12 protein-coding genes are annotated in these 14,761 nt (G+C 32.4%); all 12 read right to left on the reverse strand.

Features of this window, described 5'->3' with window-relative positions:
• A complete protein-coding gene (locus tag Q0921_RS02955) occupies window positions 1-711 on the reverse strand; it encodes a methyltransferase domain-containing protein (protein WP_299253053.1) in 711 nt (236 codons plus the stop codon).
• Complete coding sequence (locus Q0921_RS02960) at window positions 702-1,832, reverse strand: NAD(P)/FAD-dependent oxidoreductase (protein ID WP_299253055.1); 1,131 nt, start codon at window positions 1,830-1,832, stop codon at window positions 702-704. The genes Q0921_RS02955 and Q0921_RS02960 overlap by 10 nt, the downstream gene beginning before the upstream one ends.
• Window positions 1,833-1,911: 79 nt before the next feature.
• Complete coding sequence (locus tag Q0921_RS02965) at window positions 1,912-2,604, reverse strand: OmpA family protein (protein ID WP_299253058.1); 693 nt, start codon at window positions 2,602-2,604, stop codon at window positions 1,912-1,914.
• A 38-nt stretch (window positions 2,605-2,642) separates the two neighbouring features.
• Window positions 2,643-3,125 carry a lipocalin family protein gene (locus Q0921_RS02970; protein WP_299253061.1) on the reverse strand — a complete coding sequence of 161 codons (483 nt, stop codon included), beginning with the start codon at window positions 3,123-3,125 and terminating at the stop codon, window positions 2,643-2,645.
• 188 nt (window positions 3,126-3,313) lie between these two features.
• A complete protein-coding gene (locus Q0921_RS02975) occupies window positions 3,314-4,006 on the reverse strand; it encodes an OmpA family protein (RefSeq protein WP_299253064.1) in 693 nt (230 codons plus the stop codon).
• A gap of 19 nt (window positions 4,007-4,025) precedes the next feature.
• Window positions 4,026-4,502, reverse strand: a complete 477-nt coding sequence (locus tag Q0921_RS02980) for a lipocalin family protein (RefSeq protein WP_299253067.1) — start codon at window positions 4,500-4,502, stop codon at window positions 4,026-4,028.
• Window positions 4,503-4,850: 348 nt separating this feature from the next.
• On the reverse strand, window positions 4,851-6,170 hold the full coding sequence (locus Q0921_RS02985; RefSeq protein ID WP_299253070.1) for an MFS transporter: 1,320 nt from the start codon (window positions 6,168-6,170) through the stop codon (window positions 4,851-4,853).
• Window positions 6,171-6,255: 85 nt separating this feature from the next.
• Complete coding sequence (locus Q0921_RS02990; RefSeq protein ID WP_299253073.1) at window positions 6,256-7,077, reverse strand: M48 family metallopeptidase; 822 nt, start codon at window positions 7,075-7,077, stop codon at window positions 6,256-6,258.
• Between the two features lie 126 nt (window positions 7,078-7,203).
• A complete protein-coding gene (locus Q0921_RS02995; RefSeq protein WP_299253076.1) occupies window positions 7,204-9,609 on the reverse strand; it encodes a glycoside hydrolase family 31 protein in 2,406 nt (801 codons plus the stop codon).
• Between the two features lie 199 nt (window positions 9,610-9,808).
• Window positions 9,809-11,719, reverse strand: a complete 1,911-nt coding sequence (gene glgB / locus Q0921_RS03000) for a 1,4-alpha-glucan branching protein GlgB (RefSeq protein WP_299253079.1) — start codon at window positions 11,717-11,719, stop codon at window positions 9,809-9,811.
• A gap of 304 nt (window positions 11,720-12,023) precedes the next feature.
• Window positions 12,024-13,295 (reverse strand): glucose-1-phosphate adenylyltransferase, encoded by a 1,272-nt coding sequence (locus Q0921_RS03005; protein ID WP_299253081.1) that lies wholly within the window; start codon window positions 13,293-13,295, stop codon window positions 12,024-12,026.
• A complete protein-coding gene (locus Q0921_RS03010) occupies window positions 13,292-14,707 on the reverse strand; it encodes a glycogen synthase (protein ID WP_299253084.1) in 1,416 nt (471 codons plus the stop codon). Before Q0921_RS03010 ends, Q0921_RS03005 begins: the two co-directional genes overlap by 4 nt.
• Window positions 14,708-14,761 lie beyond the last annotated feature (54 nt).

Raw genomic sequence — 14,761 nt, forward strand, 5'->3', positions numbered from 1 at the left:
TTAATTTCTAATCACCCAACGATATCTGAATGCCCATTTCCAATCTAATTGATACGTACCTAATTTTAAATCTTTTGCAAACTGAACTAATTCTTTTCTTTTGAAACCTCTTTTTATAGATACTAAGCCATCATTTTTTGCTATATACCCTTTAATGAAAAAATAGCTAAATATTTTGAATAAATAATAAGACCACTTGTGTCTATGTATATCATTAATAATTACTACTTCAGAAACCAACTCCAAACTCTTTTTAAGTACTCTTTTTATTTCTTCATCCTTAAAATGATGTAATGTTAGTGTACAAACTATAATATCACAATGAAAATCTTCTTTTTCTAATGTTAAAATATTTTTATTATGAAATTCTATATCCTTGTATGAAGCACTTTGTTTTTTTGCTTGTAATAGGCATTTTTCATTATTATCGATTCCAATTAATTTTGCTTTTATTTCTTTTTTACTAAAACGATCAGCTAATTTTCTAAGCATTTCGCCATCACCACAGCCTAGGTCCATAATAACCAATTTTTTTGTGCTTTCTCTCTTTTTTATTTCATCTAAAACTGCATTTATTGTAATATTATTTCCACCAAGTAATAGATTAACCCTAGAGATATCTTTTAATGCTATTCCTAGAGCTTCTTCATTAACCTTGGGATCATCCATAAGTTCTGCTTCATTACTTCGATATTCAAGATTTACTGGCATACAATAGGCTTTCCGTGTGTTTGTTTTATAATTTCTGGAACAATAGAAGGAACAGTATTTGCAATTTTTTGTGCTACCTGTTGAAATCTATTGCTTAATAATACTTTCTGTAGTATTCTTCCTGCTTGTAATCTTTTAGAAAAAGTACTATTCCACTGTTTAGTATATAGATTTTCAATCTCCTCAAAAGAATAAATTTTCGTGCTATAATTCTCAACCAACAGCTCACATAGAATTTGTGAACTTTGGATTGCCATTGCCATTCCATTACCACAGAGAGGATGAATCAATCCTGCGGCATCACCTAGCATAAAAATATGATTTTCTACAGGCTTTTTCTTGTCAAAATTAATCTGGCTTATGGTTATAGGTTTCTCGAATACCTGCTCTGAGTTTTCAAAAAATTCTTTTAGATAAGGGTTTTCACAAAGTACTTTCTTTTCGAATTCCTTAATATTTTTATATTTCTTAAAACTATTGTAATTAACTAGATAGCAAGCATTTACTGTATTATTCTCAACATAAGATAATCCACAATAACCTCCATCAAAATTATGTAATGCCACTGTTTTAGTATCTAAATTAGCTTTATAGTGAGCTTTAACGGCTAACCATGGGGATTTTTTATAACTAAAATCTCGTTTCAGGTTTTTGTCTAAGCCAGAGCGTTTACCATATGCTCCAATTACATAATCACTGGTTAACACCTTATTATTAGTAGTTATTATCTGAAATGCCTTATGATCATACTTTATATCGATAACTTGATCATGTATCATTTGTACTCCAAAACTTTTGGCCTTGTTCCATAAATAATAATCTAATGCATACCTACTTATTCCAAAACCACCTAAAGGAAGCTCACTTTTGATCATTTTTCCCTTTTGCGTACTAATATTCAATTCCGAAATTTCTACAGGGTTTAATTCATTCACGTTCACTCCCAAAAAATCTAAATAAGACAATACTTCATTAGAAATGTATTCTCCACAAACTTTATGCTTCGGATATACATCTCTCTCGATAAGAGTAACAGAAATTTGAGCCTTTGCCAGATGAATAGCACTGGTTAAACCAGCTAAACCACCACCGATGATTAGTATGTGTGTATGACTATTCATTTTTTGAAGATACATAAATTTTGAGCATAAAAAAATCCCGAATATTAAGTCGGGATTTATCATTCTCAATTACAACATTTTACTCTTTTATTTGTGCAACCGCCTGCCGTCTTAGTTCTTCATTGGGTGAAATTGTTACTTCCACCCTTCTATTTTTAGTTTTACCTTCTGTAGATGTATTATCATACCTAGGTTGTGATTCTCCATAATATTTAACAGTAAACCTTTGTTCATTAACCCCCTGAAGAACAAGATAATCTCTTACAGATTGCGCCCTGTATTTAGATAACAAAAAATTTGATTCTTCTTTACCAACATTGTCCGTATGTCCTTCAATTAAAATATTAGAATTAGGATATTCTTCAAGAATACCTGCCAACTTTTCAATTGTTTCTTTAGATGACTCATTTAAATCGTGCTTATTAGTACTAAAATACACACCACTTTCTTCATCAAAAACAATATTAATATCTTCCTCAATTCTTTGTACTGCAACACTCGGCATTTCTTCTTCAATTTTTTTAGCTTGCTGGTCCATTTGATTACCAATAACACTACCTACTGTTGCTCCTACAATTCCGCCGATAACAGCTCCAAGCTCAGTATCGCCTCCCGTGTTATTCCCTATAACTCCACCTATAATTGCTCCACCCGCAGCTCCAATAAATCCGCCTAATTCTGCGTTTTTCATAGACTTACAACTAACCATGGTTATTAATAGTATTCCTAAATATATTAGTTTCTTTGAGTTTTTAATATTGTGTGATTTCATGTGTATTTGATATTTATTGATTTTAACGTTAATGAATTTTATTGTTTATCAAAGTTGAGTTTTATTGTAAATTTTTCTCCATCCACTATCATATCATAACTCCAAATCATTATAGCTTCTTCTAGTTGATACAATTGCATACGATATCCTTTATTGTTATTATTACTTTTCATTTTATTATTCATAGGTTTTAGCATAATACTATGGTTAAACCCATACATTTCTTTGGGAATTGACCATATAAAATTCTGAACACCAGTATTTGAACACGAGGTACCAGATAAGGCATAGCTGCCAGTATTATTATTTGCAATAAACTCCCAATTGGTATTTTCTATACACTGCAGTGAAATGTCGTTTAAAATAGTAATCGCATAGGTCCCTTTACTATTCGTATCATAGTTAACCTCTTTTAAGATCCAAACTCCATTAATCGAGTTTTTTGCAGCTCTGGTTAGTTTATTTGATGCACCACAACTTAGTAAGAGAGTACAAGTAAGAACTATATAAATTGTTTTCAAGGTTTTGGTTTAAAGAGATTAATATGATTTGTACAGTACAAATATCTTCATATTACACTCCTTAGACTACATCATAAATAGTGAAAACAACATCACTGTTTTCAGGGTAAAAAGTTTGATCAGAAAACAAAAAACCCCCAACAGAATAAAGTTCTGTTGGGGGTTTTATATCTATTTTCAGTTTTTATTTAGTCTACCTTTTTAGCGTCATTGATCATTTTGTCATTTGCTAAAACACCAAATTCTACTCTTCGGTTTTTGGCTCTTCCTTCTGCAGTAGCATTATCATACTTAGGTAATGTTTCTCCATGATAATAAGTAGTTAATCTTGATTTACTTATTCCCTGTGAAACAAGGTAATTGGTTACAGAACTAGCTCGTTTTTTAGATAATTCCATATTATAAGCATCATCACCAGAGCTATCAGTGTGCCCATCAATTATAATGTTAGTATCAGAATATTCTTTAAAAACACCAATCAACTTATTAAGAGTTTCTTTGGATTTTGCATTGATATTATGCTTATTTGTTTCAAAATAAATACCGCTATTTTCATCAAATATAATATCAATTCCTTCTCCTACTCTGGTTACTTCGGCACCGGGAATTTCTTCTTCTATCTTCTGCGCTTGCTTATCCATTTTTTTACCAATAACACCACCGGCAACTCCGCCGATAACTCCACCAATGATAGCTCCAAGTACTGAATTTTCCTTGTTTCCAACATTATTCCCGATTACTCCTCCAAGAACAGCTCCAGAAGTTGTACCGATTACTGCTCCTTTCTGAGTGTTATTTGCATTTTGTACCGCATCACAGCTATTTAAAATTGCTAAAGCGGTTAGCGCTAGTATTGTTTTATTAAAAATTGTTTTGATCATTGCTTTATGATTTGAGTTATTATAGTTTATTAAAATTCATTGTGATTACAAACGGTTTTCCTTCTAGACTCACCGTTTGGGTCCACGTCATTGTTGTATCATCTAAATGTTTTAGAGTCATTCTATACCCTTTATTGTTATTTGTACTTTTTTTCTTTTCGTCTGTGGGTTTGAAAAGAAAACTATAATCTCCATTTTCTGATGGTTGAGGAATAGTAAATCTAAAATTTCTAGCACCTGTAGAAGTACATTGACTATCGTTTACTGTATACATACCTGTATTATTATTCGGAATAAACTTCCAAACACCACCAGTAAGGCATTCTGCTGAAGCATCATTATATAGTGTAACTTCAAAAATCCCTGAGCGATCATAGGATATTTTATCTAATGACCACTCTCCTTTAAGTGTCTTTTTTGCAGCTATAATGGTTTTTTGACTAGCAGAACATGAAGCAAGTAGAATAACTGTAAGTAATAAGATCAGTTTTTTCATGAGTTTTTAGTTTATTATTTATGTGTAAAATTTGGTTGAATAATTTATATTCAAATATCTTTATACTTGAATACTTTATTTGAAAATTAGTTTAAAACTATTTTATTCATTAGATCAAGCGTGAAAATTTCAGATAAAAATTAATTTTTAATTATTTTACTTCACGAGTTATAAAGCAATAACGTTTAATTCAAACCTATATTTCTTTTAGAAGTTAATTTTATGGTATATTTTTTAGTAAACATTGTATGCGAAAAACCTAAAATTTTACAGAGCAAATTTAACGTCAGATACTTTTTTATATGTCCTCAAATGAGAGAATAATTAATTCATATGGAAAAAATACAATTATTGGTTTCTAGGAACTCTAAATAATAATAAGACACCAATCACAAAAAATAAGATTAAGAAAAGTATAGAATACCTAATACTTCCTGTAAGTTGAGCAACTAAACCATATGAAAACATACCTATCACAATTCCTATTTTTTCTGCAACATCATAAAAACTAAAATAAGAAGCAGTATCTACAGCATTTTCTGGTAAAAACTTCGAATACGTTGATCTAGACAATGATTGAATCCCTCCCATCACTAAACCAACTATCGCAGCCGTAACATAAAACTCTTCGGGTTTTGTTACCGTATATGCATATACACAGATACAAATCCAGATACAATTAATAAAAATCAACACCTTGATGTTTCCAAATTTAGCAGAAGCCTTGGATGTAATAAATGCCCCCAAAACAGCGACCAACTGAATCAATAAAATACTAATAATTAATCCTGTCGTAGCATCCTGATCTCCCCAATCCAATTCTTCAATTCCAAAATACGTGGCAATTAACATAATGGTTTGCACTGCCATACTATATACAAAAAATGCAGAAAGATATCTACGCAGTCTCAGATCATGCTGCATAGCATTCCATATACTTTTAAGTTCTTTGAAACCATTAAAAACCACATCTTTGGTAAGTTTATCCTTCTTATTTCCTTTAGGTAAATAATAATACGTGTATTGACTAAACCCTATCCACCATACTCCTACCATTATAAAAGATAATCTAGTAGGGACTCCTTCGTCCTCAAAACCAAAGGTGTCATAAAAGAATATCATTACTAAATTTAGTATCAAAAGAATAACACTACCAATATATCCCAGAGAATATCCCTTTGCACTAATGGCATCTTGTTGTTCTGGGAACGCGATATCTGGTAAATAAGAATTATAAAATACCAAACTAGCCCAGAAACCAATTAACGCTAAAAAATAACATAATAATCCAAACCAAAGGTGTTCCATACTAAACCAATACAAACCTATACAAGATATGGCTCCCAAATAGCAGAAAAATTTTAAAAAGTTTTTCTTATTCCCTATATAATCCGCAATTCCAGATAATAATGGACTAAGAAAGGATACCACCAAAAAAGCCAACGCGGTTACATAACTAATTAGAGAATCATTATTAAAATCGATACCTAAGAAATTAACCGTATCACTAACGATTTGATCATCAGCATCTCTTACAATAGTCAAAGCACCCCAAAAAATCGGAAATATTGCAGATGCAATAGTTAAACTATATACTGAATTTGCCCAATCATAAAAAGCCCAAGCATTTAGTAATTTCTTATTTCCTTTAGGAAGTACTTCTCGCATATTATAAAATTAAAAAGCTGTTTCAGATTTTTCCGAAATAGCTTCTAAAATAAGTATAATCTTTTTAAGAAATGAAGGTTTACAATTATTTAAAGGTTGTAACCCCAAATTTCTTAGCTTCTGCTTTTGCTGCTGGCGCCCATGCTTGTAAATTAGCAATACGAGTATCATTAGACGGGTGTGTACTCATAAACTCTGGTGGTGCTTCTCCTCCACTGTTTGCTTTCATACGTTTCCATAACTCTGCCGCCTCATCTGGATTATAACCTGCAATTGCCATTAGTGTTAATCCAATTTTATCAGCTTCTGTCTCGTGGCTTCTACTAAATGGTAACATTACGCCAAATTGACTACCTAAACCAAAGGCCGTTCCTACTATTTGTTGTGTTTGCTCATTCTGTCCACTTATAGCTACCGAGGTTGCCACTCCAGCAACCTGTTGGATTTGTCCTGCACTCATTCTTTGCTGTCCATGATTAGCAATGGCGTGCACTACCTCATGCCCCATAATAGCTGCAACACCTGTTTCTGTTTTGGCAATTGGTAAAATACCTGTATAAAATGCAATTTTACCTCCTGGCATTGCCCAAGCATTAACTACCTTATCATCAATAAGATTATATTCCCATTTATAATCTTTTAAATATCCTTGATGACCATTTGCATTTAGCCATCTTTCAGCCGCTTTAGCTATTTTTTGTCCTACTCGTGTGATCATTTCTGAATCAGAAGTGCCTTTTACCACTTTGCTTTCTCCCAATACTTGATTGTATTGAGCAAATGCAGCTGGTAATATCTGAGAATTAGGCACTAGTGCTAATGTCTGTTTACCTGTAAAAGGGTTCGTTGCACAAGATAGAAACAGGAAAACAGATCCTAATGCAACTATTATTTTTTTCTTTTTCATAATATTTATGGATAGATGTAAATTTCGCAGGTTAAAATTACAAAATTCATCACATCCATTTCAATAAAAAACAATCAATTTATAGAGCAAGATCTATATAAAGCAATAATTATCGATAAGTTGTTTTTATTTAGCTATAATATGCAGTTCAGCAAAGTTTTTTGGAACTACTACAGTATTTTCTTTTTTATCAAATTTTAAATCTTTTAAAGGGACAACCACATTATCTATTTCAATTTCACCAATATCAAAAGGTAATCCAATAAATTCAATCTTCATATTATCGTACTCTGTGATATAGGTTCCATTCTTATGTTGCTGAATAATAATTTCATTTTCTTTTCCGGTAAAAGCAAAACTTCTTAAACTAAATCTACCTTTGGTATAATCATAACCATCTTGAGCGTCTTCATAGACTTTGGATACTTCTTTATTTCCTAATTTATAGTATACTTCTAGTTTTAGCTCTTCAATCTTTTTCTCACCAACATATTGCTGGATTGGGTATTTAGGTATAATTGCACCTTCTTTCACAAATATTGGAATTGTATCCAATTCTGCATCTACCCATTGTTCCATACCTCCTTTTGCATATTCTCGGGTCCAGTAATTATACCAGTTCCCTCTAGGAATATACAATCTTCTACCTTTAGCATTGGGTTCCTGCACCGGACATACTAATATTTGGTTCCCAAATACAAATTCATCTGTTCTATAATGTGTTTGAGGATCTAATTGATCATATAACACCAATGACTTTAACATAGGTATCCCTTCTTCTGCATACTCCCAAAACATAGTGTATAAATACGGAAGTAGCTGATATCGTAACTCCACATATTTTCTGGTTACGTCTATAACTTCTTCACCAAATGTCCAAGGTTCTTGATTACCATGATCTCCAGAAGAATGCGTACGACAGAAAGGATGAAATACTCCCAACTGTATCCATCGAGCGTATAATTCTCCAGTAGGATGCTCCGCAAACCCTCCAATATCACTGCCAGTAAATGACATTCCACTCATACTCATTCGCTGTGCCTGGATATTAGCAATCCAAAGATGTTCCCAAGTCGCTACATTATCACCTGTCCAAGAGGAAGTGTATCGTTGTGCACCAGAATATGCTGATCTAGTAATAACAAATGGTCTTTTAGGGTATCCAAATCTTTTGATTCCTTCATAAGTAGCTCTAGCCATCTGAGTACCATAAATATTATGTGCTTTTCTGTGACTACAAGGATTACCATCATAATTATGACGAACATCATCAGGAAATGTTTTTCCGGGAACCTCCATTACTGCTGGTTCATTCATATCATTCCAAACTCCTTTGACTCCTATTTCATCAATAAGTTCCTTAAATAATCCTGCCCACCATTCTCTAACTTCGGGATTCGTGAAATCTGGAAAGAAACATTCTCCTGGCCACACTTTTCCTCTCATATACGGCCCATCTGCCCGTTTACAGAAATAATCATTTTCCATAGCTTCTTGATAAACCCAGTAATCATCATCAATTTTAATCCCTGGATCTATAATAACTATCGTTTTATAACCATCATCCGCTAATTCCTGAACCATACGTTTGGGATCCGGAAAATATTCTTTATTCCATGTAAAACATCTGAATCCTTCCATATAATCAATATCCAGATATATGGCATCACATGGTATTTTTAAATCTCTAAACTTAGTGGTAACCTCTTTTACCTTACTTTCAGGATAGTAACTCCATTTACATTGATGGTACCCTAGTGCCCATAATGGTGGTAGTTCTGGTTTACCGGTAAGATCTGTATATCGAGTTATAACATCCTGCATATTCGGACCATAAAAGAAATAATAATTCATTTCTCCTCCATGTGCCCAGAAACTAGTAACGTTGCGACGTTCATTACAAAAATCGAAGTATGTTTTAAAGGAATTATCAAAGAATACGCCATAAGCTCTTTCTTCATACATCCCTATATAAAAAGGAACGCTCTTATATAATGGATCTTGATCTTTACCGAATGCATATTGATCCGTAGCCCAATTCTCAATTCGTTTTCCTTTTAGATTAAGATGCATTGGTTTATCACCCAACCCATAATAACACTCTCCTTGCGGAGCGGCTTTACTCATTTTTACAATGTTACCACCATACTCATAACTTTGTTCCCAATGAAAACCCCAATCATCTTTACAAATAACATTTCCTTGTTTGTCTTTTATGGTTACATGGATATTTTCTTTAGCAATACAGATCTTTATTCTTTTAGTAGTAATCTCATATTCATCTTCCAGTTCCTTAACTTCTAATTCACTATATCCTCGTACTCCTTTATCGCTAATGGCATAAGAAAAATCTTTCTCGAAATTATTATCAGTAGCATATCTAAAACGAATAACACTTCCTCTTATAATAGTAACCTGAAGGATAACTCCATTTTCTGTGGTGAAATTAATCTTATCTACATTCTGTGAAAAGGAGATAATTTTCCCAGGAAATAAATTCCCTTTTACTTCTAAATCAGTATTAGTAATCATAGCCAGTTGGTTTCTTTTACTTCTTTGTATTGTAAAAAAACAATATCTATCTCAATAAATAAACTCTTTTAATTAGTATTTATCAATAAAAATTAACGAAAACGTTTGAAACTTAGTTCTATTAACAATTATTTAATATGCTATAAAAAAAGGGCCAAAATAATATTCAAAACACATATTGATTTTCATCTTTAGATTTTCAATTATCTATTTTAAAAACAACAGCTCCCAGCGGAGGAATGTTGATCTCTGCAGCATAATTTCTATAATGCCAATTCATTTTTTCTATAGCGATTTCATTATCCTTAAAATCTCCGGTTCCTCCATAGTTTTTGTCGTTACTATTAAATAGTTGTACTAGTTTCCCTTTAGAAGGTAACCCAATTCTATATTTAATTCTAGGCACTGGCGTAAAATTACAAGCAACCACCAAAGAATCTTTCTCTTTATATCCTTTTCGGATATATGCTACTACAGAATTCTCATGATCATCATAGCTAATCCACTCAAAACCATCTGCATTAAATTGCTTCTCGTATAATGCAGGATAATTTTTATATAATGCATTAAGATCCGTAATTATATTTTTGATTCCCGAATGATAGTCATATTGTAATAAATGCCAGTCTAAACTACTCTGAAAATTCCACTCTTCTCGTTGTCCAAATTCTGCTCCCATGAACAATAGATTGGTACCTGGATGTGTAAACATATAGCTGTACAACAATCGTAGATTAGCAAACTGTTGCCACTCATCTCCTGGCATTCTACCGATAATGCTTTTTTTACCATACACCACTTCATCATGCGATAATGGAAGCATAAAATTTTCTGTAAAAGCATATGTCATACTGAAAGTTAGATCATTCTGATGATGCTTTTTGTAGATAGGTTCTTTTGCAAAATACTCTAAGGTATCGTGCATCCAACCCATCATCCATTTCATGCCAAAACCAAGACCTCCAAGAAAAGTTGGTTTAGAGACCATAGGGAATGAAGTAGATTCTTCTGCAATCATCTGTACATCAGTGAAACTTTTATAAACTTCTTCATTAAGTTCTTTCATAAAATCAATAGCATCTAAGTTTTCTCTTCCTCCATACTTGTTTGGTTCCCATTCTCCTTCTTCTCTGGAATAATCCAGGAATAACATAGAAGCAACCGCATCAACTCGTAAACCATCGGCATGATATTGATCTAACCAAAAAATAGCATTACTGATCAAAAAACTTTTTACTTCATTACGTCCATAATTAAATATCAGACTTTTCCAGTCTGGATGATATCCTTTTTTCTTATCGGGATGTTCATATAAACAAGATCCATCAAAGAATCCTAATCCGTGAGCATCTTCAGGAAAATGAGATGGAACCCAATCTAATAGAATTCCTATGTCATTTTGATGTAATTTATCAACTAATATTTTAAACTCTTCAGGATAACCAAAACGCGAAGTAGGTGCAAAATAACCAGTAAGCTGATACCCCCATGAAGGATCATAAGGATACTCCATTATTGGCATTAATTCTACATGTGTAAAGTTCATTTCTTTTACATAAGAAACTAATTCATCTGCTAATTCGACATAAGAGAGTGATCTATCTTCTTCTATTTTTCTTTTCCAGGATCCTAAATGAACTTCATACACAGAAAAAGGAGCATCAATAGCATTGTTCTTCTTTCTTTTTTTCATCCATTTTTCATCGTTCCAGCTATAAGAATCTTCCCAAACTACAGAAGCTGTTTTTGGTGGATGCTCACATCTACGAGCGTACGGATCTGCTTTTTCTGTCTCAATATCATTATTATGGGAGTGAATCTTATATTTATAAGTATTCCCTTTTCCAACTTCGGGAACAAAACCTTCCCATATCCCTGATTCATCCCAACGAACGTTTAATATATGTTCTCCTTCTATCCAAAAATTAAAATCCCCAATAACAGAAACCGACTTCGCAGATGGTGCCCAAACAGCAAAGTATGTTCCTTTTACACCGTTTACTGTAGTAATGTGTGATCCGAATTTTTCATACAGTCTGTAATGTTTTCCACCCTTAAAAAGATTGATATCAAATTCAGAAAATACACTATGTGCTATTACTTTACTCATATTATGGGTTAACTATTACTACTATTTTAATTGCTTTTAAAGGGATGATCATACAACTAATTTTATGATACAATTTTGATTCAAAAAAGAATCAGTCATGTTTCCCATTTTGAGAATATAATGAGTAACTTAATGCTTATTTATGAAACTCACTCTATACTTCTTAAGGTTTACTTTATATTTATGATTCATCACATATAATAGTTTCATTTACAAAATACTACTGTAATTAGTCACAAAGTTCACCTTGCATAAAATTGTATTCAACATAAAATCTTATGAAATAAACTAAAAATTCTGAGTATTAGATTTTGAAGTCATCAGGAATCACCGCACCTTTTTTAACGACAACGATTCCATCTTTTATAACATAACGATCATTTTTGGTGTCCTTTAGGTGTGGACCACCATCAATAATAACATTATTACCAATTCTGGAATCTTTATCAATAATAGCATTATTGATAACACATCGTTCTCCTACTCCTATATAAGGTCTATTTTCTTTAGCATCAGTTTGTAATTCTTCTAAATCCTGATATTTATCGCTACCAATCATATAGGTATTTTTTATAACGGTATCCTTTCCTATTCTTGATCGAATACCTATCACTGATTGCTCTATTTGCTTAGCTTGTATTAAGCAGCCTTCTGCAATCATGGATTTATCCAAACAAGTTCCTGATATTTTTGAAGGAGGAAGTATACGTGGTCTGGTAAGAATATTTCTATCGTTATCAAACAAGTCAAACTTAGGGATGTCATTAGCCAACTCAATATTCGCCTCAAAAAATGACGAGATGGTACCGATATCTGTCCAATACCCTTCGTATTGATACGCCAATACTTTATGCGTATCTATAGACTGAGGAATAATTTCTTTACCAAAATCAATCCTACTAGGATCAGAAAGGAGATCAACTAATAATTGTCTATTAAATATATATATCCCCATTGACGCCAGGTAGTGACGATTTTGGCTTTTCATTTCATCACTTACTTCAGATTCCCAACCTGGTAATTTATCAGTACTCGGTTTTTCTGTAAAGGAAGAGATAAAACTATCTTCATCTGTTTTGAGAATTCCAAAATCAGTAGCATCTTTAGGGTTTACGGGTAAAGTTGCAATGGAGATATCCGCTCCTTTTTCTATATGTGCCTCTATCATATCGTTAAAATCCATTTGATATAATTGATCACCCGATAAAATCAATGCGTATTCAAAATCATGATTAAGAAAGTGATGCATGGATTGTCTCACAGCATCTGCAGTACCTTGAAACCACGTCTTATTATGTGGAGTCTGTTCTGCAGCTAATACATCTACAAAAGCTTGACTAAAAGAACTAAAAATATATGTATTCTTAAGATGACTGTTTAAAGAAGCAGAATTGAATTGCGTTAATACAAACATTCTTTTGATATCAGAATGTATACAATTCGTAATTGGAATATCTACCAATCGATATTTACCAGCAATGGATACGGCTGGTTTTGATCTACTTTCTGTTAATGGTTCTAATCGGCTTCCTTGCCCTCCACCAAGGATAATTGCGAGGACTTTTTTGTTAATCATTTTAGTTGTTTTAAAGATTTGTATAATTCGATGTATTGCTTTGCTGAATTATTCCAAGAATGATCAATTTTTAGTATTTCCTTTTGTGTTTTCCTGTAAAATTTTTGATCGTTATAAAATTCAACTCCCCTTCTAATTGAATAATAAACATCCTCAACATTTGCTCTATCTAGACAGATTCCAAAACCTTTATTTCCAATATCTATCACGGTATCCTTTAAACCACCTGTGCGTCTAACAATAGGTATTAATCCATATCGTAATGCATACATTTGATTTAAACCACAAGGTTCAACACGTGATGGCATTATTAAAAAATCAGCACCTGCATATATGATATGTGATAGTTTTTCATCATATCCAATATAAGTGTTATAGGTATTAGGAAAATGTTGTTTTACTTCTAGTAATCGAGATTCGATTTCAGAATTACCAGATCCTAAAATTAAGATATTGACATCCAGATGTTGTAATGCTTCTGCTATTATTGCTGGCAACAAATCTGCTCCCTTTTCATACACCAATCGACCTATGAAAGCAAATAAAGGTTTGTTCAAATCAAAATTAAATTCTTGACAGAGCCATTCTTTATTAGCCTTTCTTCCAGAAATTATATTTTTTGTTCCATAGTTTTTTACAACCATTGGATCTGTTTCTGGATTCCAAGTATCATGATCTATTCCATTTAAAATCCCGACGCATTTCGCTTTCTCGTGAGATAAAAGTCCTTCTAAACCATTAGCTTGATGCTGTAACTCATCCATATAACTTGGTGAGACTGTCGTTACTCTCCATGCGCATTTAATACCGGAAGCCAATGGGTTGATACAATGGTCCCAATCTAATAAACCTATATTTGCTAAGTCAAATTGTGGGATATAGTCTAATTTGTCATACGAAAACTGACCTTGATATTGAGCATTATGAATTGTAAGTACTGTAGGTATATCTATTAAACTGTTATACTTATTGACTTGCGAAATCAAAAAAGGTATTAATCCTGTGTGATGATCGTGACAATGTATAACATCTGGTTTTGTTTCAGTATCTAATAGCCAATTCAATACTGCCAATTGAAAAGCTAAAAATCGTTCTGTATCATCTTCGTAACTATATACATTAGGTCTATGCAGCAACTCTTCTTGATATACCAGATATATCTGAAATCCAAAATCTACAGACAATACTTTTTTAATACTAAAATCGAATGTATTCTTACCTAAATCTAAAGAGCCATTATAAACTTCTTCACATGAAAGATCATTAATTTTTTCGTTATCAAAAAAAGGTATAATAACCTCAGTAACACAATCTAAATCAGTTAAATATTTAGGCAAAGAACCCACAACATCTCCTAGCCCCCCGACTTTTGCTAAAGGATAACACTCTAAACTTGTGTGAAGTACTTTCATAACTTATTCTTAAGACCAATTTTATGAGATCACCTTCTTGTTAATATGATTTGA

Origin of the sequence: uncultured Aquimarina sp., assembly GCF_947496855.1 — a bacterium.
Classification (GTDB): domain Bacteria; phylum Bacteroidota; class Bacteroidia; order Flavobacteriales; family Flavobacteriaceae; genus Aquimarina.